This window comes from Longimonas haloalkaliphila (assembly GCF_055379825.1).
This window is the reverse complement of sequence record NZ_AP043948.1, coordinates 338,995-362,900: the sequence shown is the minus strand read 5'-3', so window position 1 is coordinate 362,900 and position 23,906 is coordinate 338,995. Positions and strand designations below refer to the sequence as shown.

Here is a 23,906-nt window from a genome sequence, read left to right as displayed (position 1 = left end):
CTTACCGGTGCTTCAATGCTATACCTATCAAAGCGGATGCACAGCATCTACACCAAAAACGACTTATCAATAGCACCATAAGAGCACGTGCTCTGCGCAGCACACAGAGAAGATGTATGGAGATGCGCTGTTGAAAGAAATGATGGAAGAAATGATATTTACGCATTTACATAGGCGTTGAACATATTTCTTGCACTGTCATAGATTAACAACGAGTGTACCGTATGCACGAAACTGCTCATTTCGTGAGGGGCACTTGCGTTTGTATTTGTATCCAACCTGGAGGGACCCATGGATAATGATTTTGGATCACGATTCTCGTTTGACGACGCAGCCAACGAAGAAGCAAAAATCTGTGTAGTCGGTGTTGGAGGGGGCGGAGGGAACGCCATCAACAACATGATTGAGAAAGGCATTCGCGGTGGAGTCGAGTTTATCGCAATCAACACGGACTCACAGGCGCTTGCCGAAAATAAAGCCTCTCACAAGGTACAGGCGGGCCGTACGCTGACCAAAGGGCTCGGTGCTGGTGCGCGCCCTACAATCGGCGCCGAAGCTGTTGAGGAGAATAGCCATGAGATCGAGCAGGCGCTCGAAGGATATGACATGGTGTTCATCACAGCCGGCATGGGAGGCGGTACCGGAACGGGGGGAGCCCCGGTGGTAGCCTCCATCGCTCGAAGTATGGATATACTCACGGTTGCCGTGGTTACAAAGCCATTTGCATGCGAGGGCGGGCGCCGGATGAAAACAGCTGAAGAAGGGATTGAGCTGCTGCGTGAGAACGTCGATACGCTTATCATTATCCCGAATGAGCGCCTCCTCGATATCGTCGATGATAACACAAGCCTGATCGAGTCTTTCGCAAAAGCAGATGAGGTCCTTTACAACGCTACGCGCGGGATCAGTGACCTGATCACCGTACATGGCCTGATCAACCTGGACTTTGCTGACGTAAAGACGACAATGAAGGACGGCGGCACGGCCCTGATGGGATCCGCTATGGCTTCAGGAAGCGATCGTGCAGAGAAGGCTGCCATCAAAGCGATCAGCAGTCCGCTGCTTAACGGCTTAACGGTTGCTGGTGCAAGCAATGTGCTTGTGAACATCACATCCAGCACGTCGCTTGGGCTGCGCGAAACGACGAAGGCAACCAGTGTCATTCAGAACGAAGCCGGCGAAGATGTCGAAGTCATTCTGGGCACTGTGATTGATGACGATATGGGCGAAGATATGCGCATCACTGTCATTGCCACGGGGTTTGGCCAAGACGATAACACAATGGATAACTCTGGGCATGGAAAGAAAAACGCTCAGGAGCAATCTTCGCAGAGTGGTGTGCGTCGCACCGTTCCACTTGATGGCGAAGACTCGTCGTATCGCTACAAAGGGGAAGATAACCTGCGCACTCTCGACACGCCGGCCTACGAGCGCCGCAGTGCACCGGGGAGTGACAGCGACGCGGCGAGCTCCTCTTCTGAGAATAGCCAGCAGAAGAAAAACCAATCGGGCGGACAGCGGGACAGTAGCCCACGTATCCGACGCTTGCGTGCCGACGACGATGCGGACGAACGTAAAGATCGGAGTGAACGCATCCGCAAAGATGACACAGATACCCCCGCATTTCTCCGAAAGATGATGGATTAGGAGGAATTCGATGCCGTCTCCTACCCGATTTCGGGGCCCTCCAGCCCCACCACGACCCCCGTTTGCTGCTGATTAAAGGAGCATCGCAGGGCCCGGCTAACGATTGAGCACCGTTCGCCTGTCGTGGATTGCGTATACGGAGGTAGTATACTTCCGCTTGCGCACAGATAAAACGCCACGCTTCCAACTATGTGGGAGCGTGGCGTTTCTGTATGAGAGCCTTTTTGGGTTTCTTAATTTGGGCTGTGAGCGGCTTCAATAGGCTGGGGCCGAAGGTTATACCCCTGGTGTAAGTCACTTCCGATATACTTGCGTCAGTCGGGCTGCGCCCTCGTGCCGGCCCGTAGCCCCGGCTACGAACCTCCATCGGGGGCCAATTTTCGCCGCATTTCTGCTCGCTCTCGCCTGCAAACCAAAACCCGAACAGACTCTGAGACTCCCCAAACAGTTGCTTAGAGGGGTCTATCTGCCTGCTGTTCGTGCAGAGGATTCAGACGTTATAGACGTTCAAAAGACAAGGTACATAAGGGCACCGAAGAACGTGCCGAGACCGATGAGAACCAGCCCAATCGCGCGGACGCGAAGCGCAGTAATAAGTGCTTTGTTCGACGTGGTTCGGTCGGCCAACTCCATCGCGCTGTACACAAATGCGGATCCGACAAAAACCATGATGGACGCAAATCCAAGCATGGTATCGACCGTGAACAGCATTACTGTAATAAACAGCATAGAGACGCCGATCAGTACGGCGAAAGCAGCACTGGGACTAAAGTAGCGAGCAACACTCATTTTTCTTTCTCTACGGAGACTGTTTTCATAGCGTCGCCCTCTTCCATAGCGTCGACGACATCTTGGCCCTCTTCGACGATACCGAAGACCGTATGTTTACCATCTAAGTGGCTCTGAGCAGCTCGCGTTATAAAAAATTGGCTACCGTTCGTATTGGGGCCTGCATTCGCCATAGAAATAACCCCGAGTTCGTGTTTGAGCGGATTATCCTGGACCTCGTCGTCAAACGTGTAGCCAGGCCCTCCGCGTCCAGTGCCTTCAGGGTCTCCTCCTTGAATCATAAATCCATCGATCACGCGATGAAACGACAGACCATCATAGAAACCCTGTTCTGCTAAAAACACGAAGTTGTTGACCGTTACGGGCGCATGCTCAGGGTAGAGCGTGAGCACAATCGTGCCTTTAGAGGTATCGATTTCGACCCGGTAAGTCGCCTCCGTGTCAATCGTGAGGTCAGGCGGTGTGCTCCATGTGAGATCTTCGCTCATAAAAGCAGATCAATTTAGTTGATAAACAGACAAAGTTGAGTAATAGCACCCCGCTTTTCCCCTTGGTGTTTCGTTGGGATGCCTTCGCGGTCTTGGCAGACACAGAGCCATGTTCTAACTTTAAGAGCCTGTTTTGATTTCTTAATTTGGGCTACGAGCAGCTCCGATGGGCTGGGGCCGAAGGGCATGCCCTTGGTGCAAACTGTCCTCAATCTACGGTGTCAGTCGGGCTTCGCCCTCGTGTCGTCGCGTAGCCTCGCTACAAACCTCGATCGAAGTCCAATTTTCGCCTCAGCGGCGCTCGCTCTCGCCGGCAAACCCAAACAGGTTCTAAAGGCATGTGCGGGAAACCTCACAAACAGAACCGGACAAGCATGCTCACCCGTACATGCTTGTCCGGCAACGGAGACCCTCGTAGTCGGGTACCGAAATTATGAAGTGGAGTTGTTGTGGGCCTTATTGCATTTGAATGAGAGATAACGCACATGCCAGAGCATACCAGAAAGCCTGTAAGCCCCAGCAGCTTCGTTGTGACGGTACAACTGGAATCTGAGTCGTAGGGTGGGGGCGGCACCTTGTGGAAAGGTGCATATAATGTCACACACGGGCGCAACAGTGGGCGAGTGTAGCCCAATGCGCCGGATAGGTTACAGCCTGCTCGTAGAGCGAGGCGCAGAGTGTTGTGAGACCGCTGAAAAAGAATCAGGTGGCAGAAGCAACAGAGGGAGACTCAGTAAGACGTTTTAGCCACCCCAGCATAATTTCGTTGAATGTCTGCGGATGCTCAATCATTGGAGCATGGCCACATTTGTCGATGAAGTGAAGCTCTGCATTGGGCATCCGATCACGAAACTCTTCCCCCACATCAGGAGGAGTGATCACGTCGTTATTCCCCCATACGAGAAGGGTTGGCATATCCAACTGGCCAAGCTGGTCTGTCACGATCTCTTTATCTGCCGAGCGAGCAATTTTGATAAGGCGGAGTGCGCGCGGGCGATCGCTGACCAGTTCCAGCATTTCATCGATGAGTTCGTCGGTAGCATGAACCGGGTCGTAAAACGTAAGCTCGGTACGTTCTCGGATAAACTCTCGGTCGTAGCGACGCATTGTGGACGTGCCGAGATGGGCTTCATAGATTCCAGAGGATCCGGATAGGACCATAGCTGCAACGCGTTCCGGATGATCGAGGGCATACAGCAGTGCAATGTGTCCCCCAAGCGAGTTGCCTACCAAGACGGTCTGATCAAGACCGATATGCTGCATGAAGTCATGCATGTACGAAGCAAGGCCCGGCACACTCGTTTTGCGGAGCGGCAGATCATACACGGGCATCACCGGTGTGATGACGCGGTAGCCTTGGTGGGCCAGGTCCTCAATCGTGTGTGTCCAGTTGCTAAGGTCGCCCAGCATGCCATGTAGCAGCACAATAGGCGGATGCGATGCATCTTTGGGGCCCTCATCAAGATAAGTGAAATCGTCAGTGTGTTGGACGACATAGGGCGTATCATGCATGAGGGCGAAACGACATTAGATTATAGAGTACATCGTGGTGGTTCGAGGCTCGCAGCGCTTCTTTAGCGCGGTAAGCAATACAAGCAGCAACAGGGCAACCGTTCAGGTAATACCCATACAGGCGATATCGTAGCGCATGAGAAGGTCACGTGCTCTGGGAAGAGCCCATCTCATACTGTATGAAACAAATACCTTACGATAAAAACTATGAGGGGACAAGTAAGTTTTCGCAACGCTATGCCTTCTGTACATAAGCACCACGCAAACATACTGCCACTGCTACAAAGGGTTGAAGAGGCTTTGCTTGCGAAGCGCTTACCACGTTGGTTGATTCAGTTACGTGGGTGTGGGTGTCCTCCGCATCATACGCCCGTCTCGGTGCTACGTCACCTGAGAGCGGTTCCCAGTAGATAATACCGGCAGCACCGCAAAGCAAGAATAAAACAGGAAAGTGCACAGAGTTATCGGAAAGCATCTGCTTCGCGTGCGTTCCGACGTGTCTTGTTATGACGATATAGTCACTTCATGCATACTGAATCGTTCCCAAACAATTGTTATTCATTGCGCTGCGTTTTAGTCTCCATTGTTTCAGGGCTGTTTCAGACGTTATAGGGGGCGTTCGGGGGCAAGCGGGGGCTGTCAGTGTTTGAATCTCAACCAAGTGCTCATGCGCAACGCGCTGTTTACGCTTGCAAGAAACGTGAGAAGTGAGTACAATGCAGTATGGCTACAATGTTTGCTGAAGCGCACGCGCTGTATGATCTGACCTGATGATCTCCACCTGTACGGCTGTCGTACAATTTGGGCCTCGTAGCATCAGGTCGGTGAATAAAGTAGATACACTGCACGTTATCACCTGCGCAAAGTTAAGATCGCAAAGCTAAGGCAAACTACGAGCCTAAATGCAAGCAGTCTCTGCGGCAAAGCCGCAAATCAAGACCGCTTTTTTCTTGTGTTCATCCTGACTGTACCCGAGGATGTCATGTCCGATAAAAAGACGACCCGCATACCGTTTTGGAGCGTACTGATCAGCGGAGCCATTGGCTTTGGGCTGGGAATGCTGTTTGCGCCTCAGCGCGGACCGAATGCCCGCCGTCGTATCGCATACCAGCTCGATCAATTTGCATCTCAGACGGGGTCGTACGTTCGCGGTCTTGCTTCGCCCTCCAGCAGGAGCAGTGAAGCTCGGCGGACGCGCGACGCACTCGTTGCAGATGCCCAGGCGCGTGCCAATAACATTCGAAATGACATCGATTCGCTTTTAGACGAACTCAAGAAACAGCAGCAAGATCGTTCCTCTTCATGAGAGAGAACTGTGCTGGACTGAGCATGTGGCGTTGTACCATGCGCTGATGGTGCGCCACAGGTGCGTTACACGCTATGGTCTTATGCAATGCTGGTCGTGCTAAAAAGCACGCACCAGCTCGTTCTGCGGAGCAGAGCACATATTGCGTGAGGTGCAACAGATTGAGAAGCGTGTGCCCTGTGTAGCGTTGTAGGCCCTCTCTAACTTGACACAGGATGCGTAGTATCTGCTATGCGCAATGCGCCGCGTCTTGTACAGTGTGCGTTCACCCTTTTTTATCCCGTGTTGTAACCCTACATGCCCAACCTTACTGTTCTGCTGGCTCCTTCTGACCAAAAACAGCCCGGTGGCAATCCGTTTGCACCGGATATGTTCGATTACCGGACGTCGGGAACGTTCAATTACTTCGATGCACTCAATCCCGAGCGGCGGTCGTTGATCGACACGCTGCAGGACGTCATTGGTGAACATGACACCGATGCCCTTGCCGATATCTTCGGTCTCGAAGGGGCGATGCTCGACGAGGCTATCCGGGTGAACACCGAAATCTACGATGCGCCGCTCATGTCTGCGCTCGACCGGTACAGCCCCGGAATTATGTATGCCGCGATGGATTTCGCGAACCTGCCAACGGGAGCACAGCGGCGTCTGCTGGAAAACGGGATTATCATCTCTGGGTTGTTTGGATTGCTGCGTCCAGATGACCTCATTCCTAACTATCAGCTTGGCATTACCGACGACGTACCGGATTTAGGAAAACCGGTTGACTATTGGCGTGAAACCATTAGCCCGGTGCTCAACGACTATATCGAAGGACGTTTCGTGTGGGATCTCCTCCCCGAAGCGCATCGGAATGCATGGGAAGATACGCACAGCTACGAAGCGCGTGCGGTCGTGCACTTCGAAGAAAAAACAGGAGGTGCGTACGAACCAGTACCTTCTGAAGAGGAAGATATCCAGCGGGGGCAATTCGTGAACTATGTAGTGCGCGAAACCGCAGAGGAAATCGAAGATCTGGAAGAGTGGGAAGACCACCCCGACGGATTCGCGCTTGCCAAACGAGCGTCTGAGTATGACGATGAAACGCGTACCTGGCATGTGTACATGCGCCGGTAGCTTTTCAACAGCATGAGGCACGTGGCAAAAGCCTGTCGTGCCTCATCTCCACTATCTGCCATGAGTCAGCACTAAGGTCAGCTATGCAACGTCCGGTCTGTATTGGTATTGCCGGCGGTTCGGGGTCGGGTAAGACAACGGTGCTCAAACGCATTGTGAAGGCGATCGGCTCCGACCGTATTGCAATTCTTGACCACGATGCATACTATCGCGACCTCAGTCATCTGGACCCAGAAGAGCGCAGCTCCTTCAACTTTGACCATCCTGATGCGCTCGAAACCGAGCTCATGCGCGCTCACCTGGACACACTTCTGAACGGAAACGTCGTCGAGAAGCCCGTTTACGACTTCAAACGCCACTGTCGCGTTGATGAGACAACCACTGTTAAGCCACGCCCGGTCGTAATCGTTGAGGGCATTCTGGTGCTGGCCGAACCAAGTCTCGAATCCAGCATGGATATCAAGATATACGTTGATACTGCCGACGATGTACGTCTCATGCGGCGCATACGACGTGATCTGGAAGAGCGAGGGCGCACTATCAAGGAGGTCCTCTCACAATACGAAAGTACGGTGCGTCCCATGCATCTGGAATTTGTTGAGCCGTCAAAGCGCAAAGCCGACGTAATCATCCCACGAGGCGGCAAGAACCATGTAGCAATCCATATGGTGCTTGCACGGATACGCGACTTGCTTCAGAAGGCGCAAGGGGCATATTCGTAATGGTGACACCAGTTGTGCGTGCCGTCAACCTGCCCAACCTGAGAGTACATAAGGTAGGTAGATGTGGAATACAGGTGTGAGCATGCCGTTTCTGCCCGTCGTTTAACCATTGCGAATCAGTGCACTACCTGGCATCCTGTTGTCATGCTGACGTCCCGGTTATCCAAGAGTACCCTGGTGGCCTCCTAAAACATACTGAACAATGTCAGGAAAAGTATAGTGAGGTGTAACAGGAAGCGCTTACTATTCAAGTTTCCAATGTCTAACTACGTAGTGTGCGAGGACGAACTACGCGATAAAATTACGTAGTACAATGATATGCCCAATGCAGACGGTGTCTCAAAAATAAGCGACTTGTCCGATAGTGCGCAACTCGCGAAGAGTTTTTAGATACTGCAAAGTTGAAGGTGCGTATCTTCACTGGAGTGTTTCTTCTCAAAAAAAACCGGCGGGCGTCATGCTTCGCAGCATGATAACTTCTGCTTCCCCATCCATAAAACCCGCTCCCTGCGTGTTGACGCTTACGCGCGTTAACGTTTGTAAACTAAAGCAGGTGGACGAACTGATTTGCTGGTCGAGGAGAAATAGCGTACCAGATTCAAAAAGGGAACCCGGCATACGTACCATTGCTTTTATCCGCGCTCTTTACATAAGTACTCTTTCTCATCATGTATACCAATATGCCGATCTTCATGCACCGGCTCCTCGTGCTGCCGGGCTTAATACTCATCGTTATTAGCATGGGGCTTCTTGGATGCGACTCAAGCACCGACCCAGGTCCAGACCCAGGCGATTTTGAAGGGACATACGTCTTCGAAGAGTTCATCTTTGAGATTCCAGGTACAGCTGTTCGAGACCTGGACTTCCTCGAGGATGTGCTTGTCGTCTCCGACAATACACCACGCATGGAGTTCTTTGGGCGGAATGCGAGTGTCGACATTGTGTACCAGTTCGAAGATGGGCGCTCGCGCGTTGCGGGGGTATACAGTGTGAGCGGAGGAAATCAGGTACGGCTTGACTTCAGCGGAGCAAGCGAAAGCGATCTGCAAGAGCTGTTGCTTCCAGCCACGTTCAGCTTCGATGTGAGCAGTGGTGCCGTGCGTCTTGAGGCTGAGTTGGAGCGTACCAACGTCAATCTTGCTCAGCTGTATCCCGAGTTTTACGAGGGGCTGTCACCAGTAGAGCGCGGAATCCTTAAGATGCGTTTGCGACGGGTGTCCGAAAACCCGGCTGCGTTCGGGTATGATGAGTAACGGTCATCCCTGATTTTTATGCCGACTCTTTTCCATCATTCTCGCATCGCTATGACCTACTGTTTGCCGTCTCACACTCAAGGTGCCCCGACGCACCGCCTCCCCCTTCACGCATTGGTGCTGCTTGCCATATTTGGGCTGTACAGCATGCTAAGCATACCGTTGGCCGCTCAGCAAGCGCCTGTTCAGGCCCCAACATCAGATCGTAATATTGGGTACACCCTATCTCCTAAAGTCGAGTGGTTTCAAGGAGAAAACAACTCGGGTTTGCAGCGCGATCTGCTCTTTGGGGGAGAGGCCGGTATCAACCTGGGCCGCTACCTCGAACTCAGCGGAGAAGCACTCTACGGACCTAACTTCCGGACCGACTTCAGTCAGTTTGATGCGCTGGTTCCGCCAAACCGAGACGTGGAGGTGCTACGATATGGCGCGCGCGTCCGTACCAACCTTCGCACCGACGGCGTTATTCCCTTCCTCAGTTTCGGCACAGGGGTCTTTCAGGTAACTCCCGATGGCGCTGATGCATCACGGACGATCTATTCCAGCGCCGAAGCTGGCATTACATATGCTTTCGCAGGCCGCTATCGTGTTTCGTTTGGTGGCGAGCTCCTTGGCTATCGCAACAATCCAGGCACAGCGTTCCTGCCAGGAGACAACGTCTTCACCGGAGAGTCGCGTGTCGTCAACCCCTCATTGAATGCCAGCGTGGCTCTTTTTCTGGGCGGACGTCCCCTTGACGAAGAAACCGCTATCGATGAGTCGTTTCGGCAGCAGTTCGATCGCGGACTTAGTGGACTCCGGTGGTCGGTAGATCCGTTTGTTTCACGCATGGAGTGGAACGAGGCTTTGGGCATGCCCAAAGATCAGAACATGCGTGGCGTAAATGCAGGATTTGAAGTAGGGTCTACACTCAGCCTGCATGGTTTCTATGCACGAGGAGCGGTTGGGGATGACCTTTTTGACGATGTGACTGGTGACTTTGAACGGGCCCAGATGTACGGAGGTGAAGTTCGCGCGCGTCTGCTCCCCCAACGTGGAGGAGCAACACCTCCTATCTCGCCCTTTATTGTTATTGGAGGCGGATATTTTGAGGTCCTCTCCAACTACAGCGACGATCTGCCGGAAAACCTTTCAGCCCCTGCCGATCGGTTCTTTGCAACGACGGGGCTGGGCGTCGAAATTCCGCTGGGAGATACGTTCTCCCTGACAGGATCGGCCCGGTCGGTCTTTATGGAGTCGCAAAACCCTACAGGGACAGCCGATACCGAAATCTATGGCAGCCTGATGTATTCGCTGGGCGTATCGTTTGGAATCGGGGGGCGCGACCGGGCACGGCCGGCTCGGCAAGCCCAGGAGCGCTTAACCGAGCAGCAGCGTCTGGAGGCGCGTCTCGACTCGATCGAGGCTGCACAGGCGTCCGTATCTCCAGAGCAGCAAGATCTGGAAGCACGCATAAATCAGCTCGAGGAACGTGCGCGAGCGCTACAGGAAGGAGAACCCGTTCTCGCAGAACCCGCTCCGGCAGAAGAACGCCGATCGAATATTTCCGGACAGACCATAACGGTACCGGTGCCTGAAGTGGGATCGCTTTACATCCGCTTCGGAGAGGGCGAGCCTGAAATACGTCGTATGGACCGCGAGGAGGAGCGCCGTCCCGATATTGCTGGACGCATGGATGAGGAGGCCATCCGCGATGCTGTACGTGAGGCACTCGGCAACCGCGCCGAAGACCGCGACCGCCCGCTTACCGACGAAGACGTTGAGCAGACCGTGCAGCGCACGCTGCGCCGGCTCCTCGACGAAGACCGTGCTCGCGACGATCGCACTCGCGACATGCGTGACACGCGCACCGACGACGCGCGCGTTGATGCGCTTCAGTCAGAAATCGATGAGCTGCGTCGCGAGCTCCGCCGCGAACGGGGCGAAGATGTTCGCCGCCCCCCCGAGCGCACTGACCTCGAACCGACCATTCCAGGACGCCCGTTCTACAGTTCGTTCTTCGGGCGCCCGCTCACCAACATCGTGCCGGTGACCGGCTTTCGGGCGGGGCAAGGACCTACGCAGTATCAGATTGGGCTGCGTGGCGACTACCGTCGTTCGCCATCGTCTAACTTCCGCTTCCTGCCTGAAGTGGCTATCGGGACAAGTCCGAGTACCACATCAGTTGGTATTCTTGGAAACGTAGCATATACGCTGGCCGAAGGGGTTGTACAGGAGCAAACCGGCTTGCCCCTCTCCCCATATGTTGGTGGCGGGGTTGGTCTGGTGAGTGCACGGGCACTACGCCTCAGTTTTGCTACCAACCTCTTTTTTGGCGCAGAGTACCCGCTCGGACGCGGAGCAGCATTTGCGGAGTACAGCACGCTCAACACCTTCAGCGTGAGCCGCTTCATGATCGGATATCGTATCCCGTTGTAGCTTCGCGTACGTTCTATCGGTTGAACGCATACGCCCCGCTTTCTTCATGAAGGCGGGGCGTTTGTTTGTAAGTACGTCCATACACGAGCGCGACGGACCGGTCACCTGTGACTCAGGCTTTAACTTTCAAAAACAGCGCTGAGGGCCTCTTGTGAGGCCCCGGGTTCGGTCCCCGAATGACATTCAAAGAGCGTTGGGCAGTTGAAATCCCAGGTGAGCACGTAGGCGTCGTGTGGGTCGAGATTGCTGATATGATTGATGTGCATATTCAAAAAGCGCTTCACGGCAGCAGCGGGCCGACCATCCTGGTTTTCTCGAAGCGACCAGTCAGCATGCTCAATCATGAAAGCAATCGAGAGGACACGGCCTACAGTTGTGGCAAATCGATGCGCTCCCGCCTCCAACGTTTCGCCGCCGTCGTCTCGGGCGTTTTTGAGCCAATCATTGGCATCTTTAAATGCCATTACCGCGCCCTTCATCGGACCGATGAGCGTTTCCACCGAGCACCCGATGAGTGTTTCTTTCAAGTCGCGCCGCAGCACCCCAAATTGCTGTTTATGCTCCAGTGTATGAAGAAAGTTGAGCGCCAGATCGTGCGTGGTGCCGTACGCAACGGCGCGGTCGTGCACTGGGGCGAGTACAGCATGCAATCCGTTAGAGGCGCGCCCGGCGCTCTGTCCCCACACCTGGAGGGCTGCACGTGCGATCTCAGCGCCCTGCATCATAGCATGGTGCTTTGCGAGAAGGGCCATCAGTTGAAGTGAGGGCGCGCTGGATTCATCGCCTTTCTCCGTATCATCGAGCAAGCGAACACTGCGGTAGGTCAGGTTAAAGGCAGATTCGTAGCGTGCCTGCATGTCGGCGAGGGTCTCTTGAATGAGTGCGCTATAGGCCAGCTCCTTATCCTGGACGCGCCATGTTTTAGCGGCGCCACGGGCCAACGCGAGTACGCGGCGCATGTGGCTGACGGAAAGCACCGCATCCCAGATATGCTGAAGAAACGGAGCCGGCCCTGCGCGCTCCACCCCTGACTGTAGGTGTTCTGCAGGGACGCTGTCAAGACGTAGTGTTGCGGAGGGGGCGGCAGGATGTATGGCTGAATACACCGGCGCGTGAATATGCACACCGCTGGTTGCAGCGGGCTGATCCAGCAAGAATAAGTGGCGGGTCCCCGATTCGTCTTGGGCCAAAACCAGCACTGCATCCGGGTAGGTGGATGCACGGGCATACGTGCGGCCGTGCAGGCGCCATCTTCCTTCGCTATGCGTCGCTCGAATTGGAGTGTTGGGAGCGGAGAGCGAATGGCTGCGACCCCAAATACCGCACAGGGCAGATGTATCGGGGTCGCGGCTGGTGAGCCGGGGAACAAGCCGCTCCAAGTGGGCGGCTGAGCCCGTTCGCATAAGGGTGTGCACAGCTACATCAGTCGTCGCAATAAGCGGAGCCAGACCAGGCGCCTCAGGAGCCAGCAGATGCACCAAGGCCATCTGCACGAGTCGGCTATGGGCAGCATCGGGACGCGCCTGCGAGCGGTGGATGATGCCATGCTGCGTAAATGCACGGCGGCTCGGCCCCCAGTGGGGGGGAGCCGGAGCTACACGCTGAGGTTGGCCCCACGCGTCTTCAGGAGAAGGCCTGGGCGGTGACTTCTCATGGTAGGGCTGTTCATGGTGGGATTGTGCTACGTAACGCTGTTGTTGGCGGCTGCCTTCGTTGTGGAGCGCGTCGCGTGCGTCCTGGTAGCGTGAAGGTGGTAAGCGATGGGCGAGCATGCCGCGCAAGACCCGATCGGCTTCAAACTGGTTTTGGAGGTTGGGGGCCGTGATGGTAGAGGCGTCCATACAGAGGTCGAGAGCATAATGAGCAGTAGCGTATGCATCCCTCGCATGGATATGCGCTGTGCCGATGCGCTGTGCCCGGGAACGTGGACCGCGCTGCCTGCATGTCGCGTGGTGCTGCTCTATCCCGCTGTCTTGGGCTTTTATGTGGAGCTACTTAGTAGAGCTAAGTAGACCCAAGAAAGAACCTTTCGAGTATGTCATTGCGAGGAGCGTTAGCGACGCGGCGCTGTGAGCGCAGCGAGGAAGTGCTCTTGGAGTGCAATCTTGTGCTTTATAAGCAGGGTAAAACCTTTGCAAGGAACGCATGAGATCGCCGCGTCGGTCGTAAGCTCCCTCCTCGCGATGACAAGGTGTAAATGTATTTTCGGCGACCTACTTAGTAGAGCTACACAATGCGATCAGGCTCTGGCTCGATTTCGGGGCCGCCGTATCCAAAAATGCGCTTAACCCAGCGTGTAACACGGGCAGATTGTTTTTGAGCGTACCATTGGTCTGCTACGCGGCGAGCCGCCAATCCATACGAAGGGTACGGATGTATAGTGTCGGAGAGGGCGCGCAGCGTTACGCCGTTGCGCATTGCCAGCGCAAACTCACTGATGAGCTCACCTGCCCGCGCGCCAAGCACGCTGGTTCCCAGAATCTTGCCGTTCCATTCTTTGGCGTAGACCTTGATTTCGCCCAGTGTATCGCCATCGGTGATAGCCCGGTCGACTTTTGAATAGGGGAAGCGATATGTTTTGAACGAGGTGCCGCTGGATTCGAGCTCGGCCTCGGTAGCGCCTACGTGAGCCAGCTCCGGATCGGTGTACGTGACCCATGGCACGTGGTCCGTATCAAAGCTTGCAGGCACCTTAAGGAGCGCCTTCGTCATCGCCGTCTTGGCCATGTGCTCGCTCATGTGGGTGAACTGGTAGCGCCCGGTAACGTCGCCCACAGCCAGAACGTGCGATCGGTTGGTCTGCCCGGAGTCATTGACCGGAATGCCCTTTTTCGTGTAGGTGATGCCTGCAGCGTCGAGGCCGATGTGTTCAACGTTGGGCTGGCGGCCTGCGGCGACAAGCAACTCATCGGCTACTACTGTGTGGCTGGTATCGTTCTGTTCGGCCTGGATGCGAATGCGTCCGTCGTCGGTCTGCGATACGTGATCGGCCCGTGCATTGAGCAGGAAGCGAACGCCCTCTTCCGCCAGCCGCTTTCTGAGCATTTCGGTAAGCTCAGGATGGTCGTTACGTAGGATGCGGTCGCCCATCTCGATGACGGTAACGTCGGAGCCCAGTCGGGCAAAGGCCTGCGCCATTTCGATGCCGATGGGTCCTGCTCCAACGATGGCCAGATGGTCGGGCTGCTCGTTGAGGTCGAAGAGCGAGTGATTGGTCAGATACGGAACATCGTCCAGCCCGTCGATAGGCGGCACGAGGGCACGTCCACCCGTAGCGATCACGATTCGGTCGCCTCGCACATGCCGCGTGCTCGCGCCATCGTCGATCGCTACGGTATGGTCATCTACAAAGCGCGCAGTGCCGTGGGCGACTTCGATGCCCATCTCCTCAAAGATCTCGGGCGCGTCTGCGTCCTCGTACACCTCTTGCCGTAGCGTTCTTAAACGCCCCATGACACGCGAAAAGTTAACGGCGCTGTCCGATACGTCAACGCCATATGCATCCGCTTGTGCAACAGTGTGGGCGACCTCGGCACTTTTCAGGAGCGCTTTGCTGGGGATGCAGCCGTACCAGGTGCAGTCGCCGCCGAGCTTGGCTTTTTCGATCATCAGCGTTTTGGCACCGATGTTAGTGGCCACCCCGGCAGCGGTGAGGCCGCCCGCGCCGCCGCCGATAACCACGACATCGAAGTCGTCATCGGGATCAATGTCGACGCCAGCGGCAGGCGGAGCCTCGGCCTGTGCGCGAACCTTGTTTACGGTGGCGACGGCGCCGTATGCCACCAGCGCCACGGCAAAGAAGTAGACCCAGAGCGGCAGGTTCTCGCCGGCCCAGAAGAGGTAGATGTAGGCAGAGAGCATAAAGAAAGAGGCTGCAAGCGTTGGAGGCACTGTGGAAGCGCCTCGTCGTAGGTTGCGAATCAGCCAGGCTATCGACATCCAGAAGAAAGGGATAGCCCCCAGGTAAATGCTTCCAAAAATGACAGGGTCCACGCCGTAGGCGCTCCCCAGTCCCATGAACCAATCCACGAATGTGCTCCAGAAGTCCATCATTACACGTACCCGTTTAATTGCTGAATGCGTAAAGCATGCGGAGCCTTATTTGGTCGGACGCAGCTTACACGGCTACCTCCATGCGATAGGTGCCGATCCGCTGCAGACTGTTACAAGCGCGTACAAGCGCGTGGCTGCACGCACATCAGGGCAAATACGCAGGGGCGACCGGGCAGGGTAGCAAGATGCTGATGGGTACAGTTCGACCCGAGGCCGGAGCAGGTCAAAAGAGATGAAGCGGAAACGCGCCGTTCTGTGCTGCCAGGAGCCAGCTACGGGTTCTAACGGAGGCTACGAAGTGACTCGTGCAGGCCGGTACGCGGGTGTTTTGTGACGAGGGGGAGAGGCGGACTCGTTCCGGGTCTCTTGTTGGGAGGGGGGAGCGTCAGGAAGAGATGAGGAGATCGCGTTGACCCGTTTGGAGGCGCGCGTCGTGGCGCGCACTTTTCGTACGGTAGCAATACCGCCATATACAATACACGCGCCCACAAGCAGGTAAAGCCAGATTGGCAGATTCTCGCCTGCCCAGAACAGGTAGGCGTACGCCATCACCATAAAGAAGCTGGCCGATAGCGCCGGCAAAGTCACCGACGTACCCTTGCGCGCGTTGCGAACGATCCAGGCGACCGATCCCCAGAAAAATGGAATCGTAGCCACGTAAATGCTTCCGAAGATTATGGGATCGACGCCGTACGAGTCGCCAAGTCCCATAAACCAGTCAGAAGCGAGCATCCAGAGGTCAACCATATAGGCGAGCGCGTACACAGACATGTGGGGCATCCGTGCGTACGCTCCGTTTGTGAGAAGAACTCCTCGTTCGCACGAACACCACATCACCTATAGGGTGTTCCGGATTCTCCGCTCGATGCTTTGTATTCCGTTACATTGTGTGCGGATATGTCCCATATGCTTTTGGTCTCATCTCTTATTCATGAAAGGGGCATACATAACGTGCGATGACGCGCTCCTTCCGAGGCGCGCGTCAGAACATGATGCGAGCATATGCGAGCGAAATACGGGCTTCGGTGAGACATGCGTTCACTCAGAGCCTGGAGACCATGCAACGGCGCGAGGTGCTTTCGTGTTAACAGACCTGCATTCCTGTTATCCACCCTGTTTCATAACGACATATTGAACGTATGACCGTATCGCTTCAACGAATCAACGACGCTATCCAGTTTGAAGGTACAAATGCAACAGGCAACCGGCTTACAATCGCATCTAAGGGCGAGCAAGAGGGGGTGAGCCCGATGGAGATGACGGCGATGGCCATTGGTGGGTGCAGCAGCATCGACATCCTCATGATTCTGGAGAAGCAGAAGCAGCAGGTTGACGATTTTGCGGTTCAGGTGGATGCGGAGCGCGCCGAGGATCCGCCGCGCGTGTTCACAGACGTGCAGATCCACTACACCCTGACCGGCGATGCACAGGCGGACAAGGTGCGCCGTGCTATCGACTTGAGTCTCGAAACGTACTGTTCTGTTTCTAAGATGGTTGACAAGACGGCGACGATAACGTACTCGTTTACCCTGAACGGCGAGACATATGAGGGAACCGTGCAAGAAGAGTAGACCAGGGTGCAGTAGTAGGTCCGGGCAGGGTCATCCGGGTAGGGTCATCCGTACCGTTCCACGAAGTCGTGGTACTGCTCGTCGGTGCCCACCATGAGCAGTTCGCGTTCGGGTTCGAGCGTTGTACCGGCGTTTACTTGCGTAATAACATCTTTATTCGGGCAGAGCACGGCAACAACCGTGAGCCCTGTTTGGGCACCGATGTCGCTCTGAGCCAGCGTTTTGTGATGCAAGGAGGGGGGAACCTCTCGGGTAAAGAGGTCGAGCCCTTCGCCCATCACGACCAGCTCTTTATCCATGAGCACGGCCCAGACAGATTCGATGCCGAGCATTGCGTATCCGAGTACAAAGTCGGCCCCTGCGCGATGAATGGCTTCCATGTTACGCCGGTGCACGATTCGACTTACGATGCGAAGGCGCTCGTTCAGGCGGCGGCAGTACGAGGCCAGGTAGATGTTGACGGCATCGTCGTGGGTAGTGAGAAGCACCGACGGGGCATTCTGGATGCCGGCTTCGTCGAGCAGGCTGTAGTCGGAGGCATCGCCCTCAAATACGTTGACATCCAGGCGGCGCAGTGCCTTACACCGGGCGGGATCACGCTCTACGATATTTACATCAATGCCCCGATCAAGAAGCGCCCGGGCTGTTGATTCGCCCACGGTGCCGCCTCCGATAACTAGCACCGGGTGGTCGCTGATATCGTACGAGTTGAGGCGCTGGTCGAGTGCGTCGATCTGATCCTGCATTCCGATAACGACGGGCACGCTCGAGGCGGTAAGTTTATGGTTTGGCCGTGCAGGTTCAAGCGCGCCTCGTTCCCATACGCCGATAATGCTTACTCCTGTGTCGGCACGCAGGGTGGTTTCGCGGATCGTGCGTCCTTCCAGCGGGGTATTCTGAACGGGAAGTTCGGCCAGGACCAGTTCCTTATATCTACCGATGGGATGCACCTCGCAGTGCCGTGCATTAATGCGATTGGCGAGCTGTTCGCCCAGCATCTGCTTGAGCGACAAGACATGGGTGCATCCGACCAGTTCAAGGATGTCTACGGCATCGCGCGAGTGGGCGATCGCGGTGATCGGAGTATTGGGGGCAACCTCACGGGCGGTAAGGGCGATATTCGTATTTTCGACATCGCTTCGATTGGCAAGGATCATGCGGGCCTCGGAAGCACGCGCATTCTCGAAGGTCTCCTTGCTGTCAAAGTCGCCAAGAATGACCGATATGCCATCCAGGTAGTAGTCGGATGCCTGATCGGCATCGGTCTCAATAAGCACATATGGGATACCATCGGTCTCCAGACGGTCGATAAGTCCGGGGTGATCGGGTCATTGTTGCAGATAACGACGTGGTTTTGCATATCGCTGGACACGAAGCGCGGCGCCCGCGCGTGGATCTGGGCTTCCAGCCACGGCGCATAGAAGTACCGGATAAATGCAAACGGGAGCACAATGAGTAGCAGCACGATGCCCGACCCCACCACAAACATGCTGTAGAGGCGCCCGATGTCAGTGTAAAACGTAATATCCCCAAACCCGAGCGTACTCATGGTGACCAGGGTCCAGTAGAATGCAGAGATCCAGCTATGATCCTGGCCCTCCACATGCCACATGATCAACTGGAAGCCTACCGACAGCAGAATCATTGAGACGATCAAAAAGGCAATGTACTTGGAGAGCGCAATAAGATTGCGCCGGGCCTCCTTGTCATCAAATAGATACGCGAGCTGGGTGCTGTAGAACTTCATGAGGTATGGAACGGGGCGATAGGTTACGATGGTGCCAACGAAGACCAATGGGCGAATGCTCTTAATGGGAGCGTTACCAATGGTTCACCTGTGGCGAAGTGAAAACAGTGCGTGCAACCAAAATATCCCGACACCTCGATTGCAGGAGAAAGGAATGGGCTGTCTTTCGCCATTATCATACTGTTAGCGCTTCCAGATTCGTTGAGATTACGCGCACGGGGTCTTAACAAAGTAAGTTGCAATCACTATAAATATGTATGCTGCACACCGTAGCTTATCGCGCACCGTGCAGCACCCACCGTTGCTCCGTTTTACTGTACCTGTTTCATTATGACGCTTCGATACGCCCCGGCGGTCTGGACCGCCGCATTGTTTTTCGTGGTTGCTACGCTGGCTCCGCCAGCCGCCGCCCAGGACCTGCTCCACTACTGGAACTTCAATGACCCGGTGGAGAACGGCAATCCCTGGCCCGCTCCGATAGCGGCTACGCAGGGAAGTGGCGAGATTACGTACTCGTTCGACACAGAAAGCCTAAACAGCTTCGGGGGTACCACAAATAACGCGCAAGGGGGCGACTCGGCTGGATCGAGTTTCGTGCCGACAGGACAGAGCGAAAACGGGGAGCATTTCGACCTCGCCGTTTCGACTGAGGGCTTTGAAGCAATCGAAATGGTCTACGCGACCCGCGGCACGGGTACCGGATTTGATACACAGACGATCTCATACAGCATAGACGGAGGCACCTCATTTAGCGAACTGACGACGTTCACCGAGCGGAACAACACCGGATCCTCTTTTGAGATTCTTGCCGCCGATTTATCTGATATCGAGGCGGCCAATGACAATCCCGACCTTGTCATACGCATCACGGTTGATGGTGCCTCGTCAGGCCCCGGCAACAACCGCTTCGACAATATCACCATCGAAGGCTTTCCGCTCGGGGATGCCCCCGATGACGGGGACAATGGCGACAATGGTGACGACGGCGGCGGAGACAATGATAATGGAGATGGCGAAAATGGGGATGATGAGGGGTACCAGCCGCCGGGTGACGTAGACACGATCAACGAAGCCCGTGAGCAGGGCGAGGGAGCTACGGTTACGATTCAGGGCGTGGTAACGCGTGCCTTTGGCGACTTCGTTCGCCTGCAAGACGGCACCGGCTCCACTGGGGCGAGTGGCATGACGGTGCGCCAGAACGACGGCGCCTTGGCGGATGCGTTTCAGAACGACATTGCGGATGGCACCATCGCTCCAGGTACCATCCTGCGTGTTGAAGGCACCCTATCGGCATTCAACGAACTGCTTCAGATCAACGACGCCGACCTGGAAAGCTACTCGGTTGAAGGGACAACCGAGGTGCCAAGTCCGCAGAACGTAACGCTCTCTACGCTGGATAGCGACGGGGTCAACTATGAGAGCGTCCTGGTGCGGGTCGATGGCGTGACGATTGATGAAACAGGACGCTTTCAGGAAGCAAGCAACTACACCGCCCGGGATGGCACCGGATCGCTAACCCTGCGGGTACAGCGTCCGGGCGAAACCGACGTGATCAACCTGCTGATTCCCTCTGAACCGTTCGACTTTGAAGGCGTCATCGGCCAGTTCAACGGCGATATTCAGCTCATCCCGATGCTGGCAAGCGACTTCATTACCGATGAAAACCTCGACGACCCGGGCGATGCCAACGTCATGCCCGTCGCCGATGCCCGTGCTGAGTCCGACGGCACGCAGGTGACCGTGGAAGGCATCGTGACCCGCGCACGTGGACGCTACGTGCGCTTCCAGGACGACAGCGGAGGGCTTACGATCTTCGACGGCGGTGCCAACTTTAGCGGCACGGTATCGCCCGGCGATAGCATACGTGTTACGAGCACGCTCAATTCGTTCAACGACGCGCGCCAACTCGATACGCCTGTAGACGATCTGCTCATCCTGTCGTCCGGCAACCCGCTTCCTGATCCGCAGGAAATTACGCTCGAAGAGCTTAACGCGAACCTTGCCGACAACGACGGACTGCTGGAGTCGCAGCTTGTGCGCGTAGAAGGCGTCACGATCAATACGAACGATATCGTCTTCCAGTCCAGCACCACCTACGACATCGAAGACGCTACCGATACAGGCTCGCTGCGTCTGCAGCAAGATCGCGATACAGCACTCGACGGCGAGCCGGTGCCGCAAGACGCCATTACATTCCAGGGTATTGTTGGTCGTTTTCAAGACAACTTGCAGCTTGAGGCGGTGCGCGTGAACGATGTGCTGGGGGATAGCGAGCCGATCGACCTGGCTGATGCGCTCATCTGCGAGATTCAGGGGACCAGCTTTACCACGCCGGTCGATGGCGAAGAGGTAACCACCCGAAATAACGTGGTAACCGTACTCGCCGACAACGGCTTCTTCATGCAGATGACCGAGCGCGAAGAAGAGTGCGCCGAACAGGCCTCGCGCGGACTCTTCGTGTTCACCAGCGGAAGTCCCAGCGTGTCGCCCGGCGACCTGGTCGACATTACGGCCACCGCGGTTGACTTCAACGGCTCAACGCAGCTTACCGACAATCCCAACATTAATGTAGTCGGCAGCGCGCCCATTCCAGAGCCCGTTACGTTCAACGCAACCACCCCCGACCCCTCCCCGCGCATCGTGCCCGACCTGTACCGCTACCAGAGCATGCTGGTGCGCGTAAAGAACGCGATCTCGACAAGCGGATCGGACCGCTTTGGTAACTTTTATGTGGATGCGGGCGGTGAGGTTGATGTGGAGCGCAACTTCCGCCAGCCCGGGCTTCCGTTTCCGGGCCAGCCCGGACTGCCAGTGTGGGGCGGAAGTCAGCAGCTCTTTGAGATTGCCACGCGACCGGGTGACTTCCCAAGCAACTTCGACATTGAAGTGCCGCGTGGCACAACGATCCTCGAAGCCGAAGGCCCGCTCACCTTCGCTTTCGGCGAGCATGTGCTCTGGCCTTCGGATCTCGTTATCGAAGACTTTGACATTGAAGACACCGTTTCCGGTGTTCGTCCGCTTGAGGATAACGAGTTCAGCATCGGCACGCTGAACCTCTTCGATGTATTCGGGCCCAGCGGAGGCGGCTCAACACCAGGCGGATACAACGACCGGCTGGCCAAGCACGCGGCTTACATATGCGACTTGATGCAGGCGCCTACCATTCTCGGCGTTCAGGAAGTGGGCGGCCAGGAAACACTTGAAGAGCTCGCCGACGAAGTTGAAAGTACATGCGCTGTTTCCTACGACGCATATACGCCCTCCACACAGCCCACGGCGTTCACAACCGGGGCACTGGTGCAGACCAGCGTGCAGAACGTAACGACGGAAGGACTCGGCGCCGGTGAGACGTTTGGCAACAACAGCCGCGTGCACGATCGCCTGCCCTTTCTCGTCAACGGCGACATTACGACCGACGAGGGCCTCTTTCCCGTAAGTGTGCTCGTGCTGCACAACCGATCACGGATCGGGCTCGATAGTGGCGATCAGTTCGTGCGCGATAAGCGCCTGGCGCAAAGCGAGTCGATAGCACAGATGGTGCAAGACCTGCAGGATGCGAACCCGGGCATTGCACTCTCGGTTGTCGGCGACTTCAACGCGTTCGAGTTTACCGATGGCATCGTTGACGTCGTCGGCGAAATCAGCGGCACGGTGACGCCCGGCGACCAAGAGCTTGAAGGCAACGTAGCGGTGTCTCCGCCGCTGGTCAACCAGGTTACCGAGCTCCCGCCGGAAGAGCGCTACTCGTTTATCTTTGAGGGGGCGGCGCAGGTACTCGACCATATTCTGACCAGCGAAACGCTCACTGCGGGCGTTACTGGGCGCCAGTACGTTCGGGCCAACAGCGATGCGCCTTCGTCCAACACCTTCCTGTCGGATCCGAACACCACGCTGCGCTCGTCCGATCATGATGGGATGGTCGTGTACGTGAGCCCCGGTGCCACGGAGGTCACCAGCGTATCCATTGACGTAAACCGCACCTTTGACGACCCGACCAGTAGCGCCAGCTACCGACTGGTCGGGCTACCCGGGCAGGTGAGCGCTGACCTTGCGGATACGGTAACCGGCGAGCAGGGCCCCGACTGGCGCGCCTTCCGCGAAACGGGCACCACCGACAGCGCAGATGCCTTCCTCGACGCGTACGACGGGAGCGCGGCCTTCACCTTCCGCCCCGGACGCGGCTTCTGGATGCTCGCGCAGAACGGCTGGAGCTTCACTGGAGACGTGGTCACGCTTGAGTCTGCCGTTGCAGGCGACCCCTCGATTGAACTGCAGGACGGATGGAATATTATCTCGAATCCTCTCCTCGCTGATCTCGACTGGGATGCGGTGCAAACCGCAAACAATATCGATGTGCCGCTCTGGCAGTGGAATGGGGCCTGGCAAGAGGCCAGCACGTTTGCTAGTGCATCCGTCGACGGCGAAGCCTACTACGTGCTCAACGAGGACGATCTCGGCACGCTTACGCTGCCGGTCGACGAGGCTGCATCTGGAACTGCCGTGCGGGCTGCTGCTACCGAGCAGGGCTCCGACGAGGCGGAAGCCCGATCCATCGCCCTCACAGGCACCGTAGCGGGCGAACCGTTCTCCGGGTTTACCCTCACGTTCGATGCAAACGCGACAGGCACCCGGTCGCACCTCGCTCCGCCCGCCCACTTCGAACAGGGCGCGCTTCGTGTTGAGGAGGGCGATGCGCGCTATGCATCCCGCGTTGTGCCCGCCGACACCGACCAGCATCAGCTTACCCTTACGCTGCGCGGTACCCCTGGCGCCACCGCTTCTATTGACCTAACGGCACGACACGGCTGGGAGACCAGCGCCGACCTGCCCGGTGTGCGCCTCACTCATGCCGACACCGGACGCGAGTACGCGCTAAACACCGGACCGGCAACCGTCGATATCGGCGATACCGGTACCGTGACCCTGCGTGCTGAAATCGGTGCTCTCGACGCCGTCAGCGAGGTGGTACCTGAGCAGCTCGCACTGCGCCAGAACTACCCGAATCCGTTTCAGGGGCAGACCACCCTGGAGTACGCGGTCCCCGAGTCGATGGATATAGAGGTCTCCGTCTACAACGTGCTGGGGCAGCGCGTCACCACGATTGAGCGCGGCACGAAGACAGCCGGCACGCACCAGGTCGTGTGGGATGGCAAAGCCGACGGACGGACGCTGGCCAGCGGGGTCTACTTCGTGCGCATCACCGGCAATGGGGATTCAGATGTTCGCCGGGTGACCATCGTGCGATGACCTGGCACCCCCCAACCTCTTTGCTGCCTTTTGGATA

Annotated in this window: 16 protein-coding genes; 8 read left to right on the top strand and 8 right to left on the bottom strand. The window is 56.4% G+C overall.

The features are described 5' to 3' along the window. Nucleotides 1-291: 291 nt before the first annotated feature. Complete coding sequence (gene ftsZ / locus ACZ48V_RS01375; RefSeq protein WP_464540894.1) at nucleotides 292-1,647, top strand: cell division protein FtsZ; 1,356 nt, start codon at nucleotides 292-294, stop codon at nucleotides 1,645-1,647. Nucleotides 1,648-2,154: 507 nt separating this feature from the next. Here the strand turns inward: ftsZ and ACZ48V_RS01370 are convergent. The 3 genes from ACZ48V_RS01370 to ACZ48V_RS01360 all read right to left on the bottom strand — a co-directional run bounded on the left by ACZ48V_RS01370 (nucleotide 2,155) and on the right by ACZ48V_RS01360 (nucleotide 4,436). Further along, entirely contained in the window at nucleotides 2,155-2,436 is a 282-nt protein-coding gene (locus ACZ48V_RS01370) for a hypothetical protein (protein WP_464540892.1), read from the bottom strand. Next, complete coding sequence (locus ACZ48V_RS01365; protein ID WP_464540891.1) at nucleotides 2,433-2,924, bottom strand: peptidylprolyl isomerase; 492 nt, start codon at nucleotides 2,922-2,924, stop codon at nucleotides 2,433-2,435. Before ACZ48V_RS01365 ends, ACZ48V_RS01370 begins: the two co-directional genes overlap by 4 nt. Nucleotides 2,925-3,626: 702 nt before the next feature. After that, nucleotides 3,627-4,436, bottom strand: a complete 810-nt coding sequence (locus ACZ48V_RS01360; protein WP_464540889.1) for an alpha/beta fold hydrolase — start codon at nucleotides 4,434-4,436, stop codon at nucleotides 3,627-3,629. Nucleotides 4,437-5,418: 982 nt separating this feature from the next. On the opposite strand from ACZ48V_RS01360, the gene ACZ48V_RS01355 reads away from it, so the two are divergent. The 5 genes from ACZ48V_RS01355 (at nucleotide 5,419) to ACZ48V_RS01335 (ending at nucleotide 11,251) form a co-directional block, all read left to right on the top strand. Then, entirely contained in the window at nucleotides 5,419-5,742 is a 324-nt protein-coding gene (locus tag ACZ48V_RS01355; protein ID WP_353562193.1) for a YtxH domain-containing protein, read from the top strand. Nucleotides 5,743-6,039: 297 nt separating this feature from the next. After that, nucleotides 6,040-6,858: a peroxide stress protein YaaA gene (gene yaaA / locus ACZ48V_RS01350; protein WP_464540887.1), complete on the top strand. Its 819-nt coding sequence runs from the start codon at nucleotides 6,040-6,042 to the stop codon at nucleotides 6,856-6,858. 83 nt (nucleotides 6,859-6,941) lie between these two features. Continuing rightward, nucleotides 6,942-7,580 carry a uridine kinase gene (gene udk / locus ACZ48V_RS01345; RefSeq protein ID WP_464540886.1) on the top strand — a complete coding sequence of 213 codons (639 nt, stop codon included), beginning with the start codon at nucleotides 6,942-6,944 and terminating at the stop codon, nucleotides 7,578-7,580. Nucleotides 7,581-8,248: 668 nt separating this feature from the next. Continuing rightward, nucleotides 8,249-8,833 (top strand): hypothetical protein, encoded by a 585-nt coding sequence (locus ACZ48V_RS01340; RefSeq protein WP_464540884.1) that lies wholly within the window; start codon nucleotides 8,249-8,251, stop codon nucleotides 8,831-8,833. 147 nt (nucleotides 8,834-8,980) lie between these two features. Continuing rightward, nucleotides 8,981-11,251, top strand: a complete 2,271-nt coding sequence (locus ACZ48V_RS01335) for a hypothetical protein (protein WP_464540883.1) — start codon at nucleotides 8,981-8,983, stop codon at nucleotides 11,249-11,251. Nucleotides 11,252-11,370: 119 nt separating this feature from the next. On the opposite strand, the gene ACZ48V_RS01330 is transcribed toward ACZ48V_RS01335, so the two are convergent. The 3 genes from ACZ48V_RS01330 to ACZ48V_RS01320 form a co-directional block, all read right to left on the bottom strand. Further along, nucleotides 11,371-13,092: an acyl-CoA dehydrogenase family protein gene (locus ACZ48V_RS01330; protein ID WP_464540881.1), complete on the bottom strand. Its 1,722-nt coding sequence runs from the start codon at nucleotides 13,090-13,092 to the stop codon at nucleotides 11,371-11,373. Nucleotides 13,093-13,477: 385 nt separating this feature from the next. Continuing rightward, nucleotides 13,478-15,304, bottom strand: a complete 1,827-nt coding sequence (locus tag ACZ48V_RS01325) for a dihydrolipoyl dehydrogenase family protein (protein ID WP_464540880.1) — start codon at nucleotides 15,302-15,304, stop codon at nucleotides 13,478-13,480. A 291-nt stretch (nucleotides 15,305-15,595) separates the two neighbouring features. Further along, a complete protein-coding gene (locus ACZ48V_RS01320; RefSeq protein ID WP_464540878.1) occupies nucleotides 15,596-16,084 on the bottom strand; it encodes a hypothetical protein in 489 nt (162 codons plus the stop codon). A 359-nt stretch (nucleotides 16,085-16,443) separates the two neighbouring features. On the opposite strand from ACZ48V_RS01320, the gene ACZ48V_RS01315 reads away from it, so the two are divergent. Then, on the top strand, nucleotides 16,444-16,875 hold the full coding sequence (locus ACZ48V_RS01315) for an OsmC family protein (RefSeq protein WP_464540877.1): 432 nt from the start codon (nucleotides 16,444-16,446) through the stop codon (nucleotides 16,873-16,875). Nucleotides 16,876-16,919: 44 nt separating this feature from the next. On the opposite strand, the gene ACZ48V_RS01310 is transcribed toward ACZ48V_RS01315, so the two are convergent. Continuing rightward, nucleotides 16,920-18,146, bottom strand: coding sequence for an NAD-binding protein (locus tag ACZ48V_RS01310; RefSeq protein ID WP_464543155.1), 1,227 nt, complete (start codon nucleotides 18,144-18,146; stop codon nucleotides 16,920-16,922). Further along, nucleotides 18,029-18,622, bottom strand: coding sequence for a potassium channel family protein (locus ACZ48V_RS01305; RefSeq protein ID WP_464540875.1), 594 nt, complete (start codon nucleotides 18,620-18,622; stop codon nucleotides 18,029-18,031). Before ACZ48V_RS01305 ends, ACZ48V_RS01310 begins: the two co-directional genes overlap by 118 nt. Nucleotides 18,623-18,952: 330 nt before the next feature. Here ACZ48V_RS01305 and ACZ48V_RS01300 point away from each other — a divergent pair, with 330 nt between their 5' ends. Beyond that, nucleotides 18,953-23,869, top strand: a complete 4,917-nt coding sequence (locus ACZ48V_RS01300; protein WP_464540873.1) for a T9SS type A sorting domain-containing protein — start codon at nucleotides 18,953-18,955, stop codon at nucleotides 23,867-23,869. The last annotated feature ends 37 nt before the right edge of the window (nucleotides 23,870-23,906 follow it).

Excerpts from the sequence above, each read along its gene's own strand:
- ftsZ (WP_464540894.1), top strand. The coding sequence starts at position 292 with ATGGATAATGATTTTGGATCACGATTCTCGTTTGACGACGCAGCCAAC.
- ACZ48V_RS01370 (WP_464540892.1), bottom strand. The coding sequence starts at position 2,436 with ATGAGTGTTGCTCGCTACTTTAGTCCCAGTGCTGCTTTCGCCGTACTG.
- ACZ48V_RS01365 (WP_464540891.1), bottom strand. The coding sequence starts at position 2,924 with ATGAGCGAAGATCTCACATGGAGCACACCGCCTGACCTCACGATTGAC.
- ACZ48V_RS01360 (WP_464540889.1), bottom strand. The coding sequence starts at position 4,436 with ATGCATGATACGCCCTATGTCGTCCAACACACTGACGATTTCACTTAT.
- ACZ48V_RS01355 (WP_353562193.1), top strand. The coding sequence starts at position 5,419 with ATGTCCGATAAAAAGACGACCCGCATACCGTTTTGGAGCGTACTGATC.
- yaaA (WP_464540887.1), top strand. The coding sequence starts at position 6,040 with ATGCCCAACCTTACTGTTCTGCTGGCTCCTTCTGACCAAAAACAGCCC.
- udk (WP_464540886.1), top strand. The coding sequence starts at position 6,942 with ATGCAACGTCCGGTCTGTATTGGTATTGCCGGCGGTTCGGGGTCGGGT.
- ACZ48V_RS01340 (WP_464540884.1), top strand. The coding sequence starts at position 8,249 with ATGTATACCAATATGCCGATCTTCATGCACCGGCTCCTCGTGCTGCCG.
- ACZ48V_RS01335 (WP_464540883.1), top strand. The coding sequence starts at position 8,981 with ATGCTAAGCATACCGTTGGCCGCTCAGCAAGCGCCTGTTCAGGCCCCA.
- ACZ48V_RS01330 (WP_464540881.1), bottom strand. The coding sequence starts at position 13,092 with ATGGACGCCTCTACCATCACGGCCCCCAACCTCCAAAACCAGTTTGAA.
- ACZ48V_RS01325 (WP_464540880.1), bottom strand. The coding sequence starts at position 15,304 with ATGATGGACTTCTGGAGCACATTCGTGGATTGGTTCATGGGACTGGGG.
- ACZ48V_RS01320 (WP_464540878.1), bottom strand. The coding sequence starts at position 16,084 with ATGCCCCACATGTCTGTGTACGCGCTCGCCTATATGGTTGACCTCTGG.
- ACZ48V_RS01315 (WP_464540877.1), top strand. The coding sequence starts at position 16,444 with ATGACCGTATCGCTTCAACGAATCAACGACGCTATCCAGTTTGAAGGT.
- ACZ48V_RS01305 (WP_464540875.1), bottom strand. The coding sequence starts at position 18,622 with ATGAAGTTCTACAGCACCCAGCTCGCGTATCTATTTGATGACAAGGAG.
- ACZ48V_RS01300 (WP_464540873.1), top strand. The coding sequence starts at position 18,953 with ATGACGCTTCGATACGCCCCGGCGGTCTGGACCGCCGCATTGTTTTTC.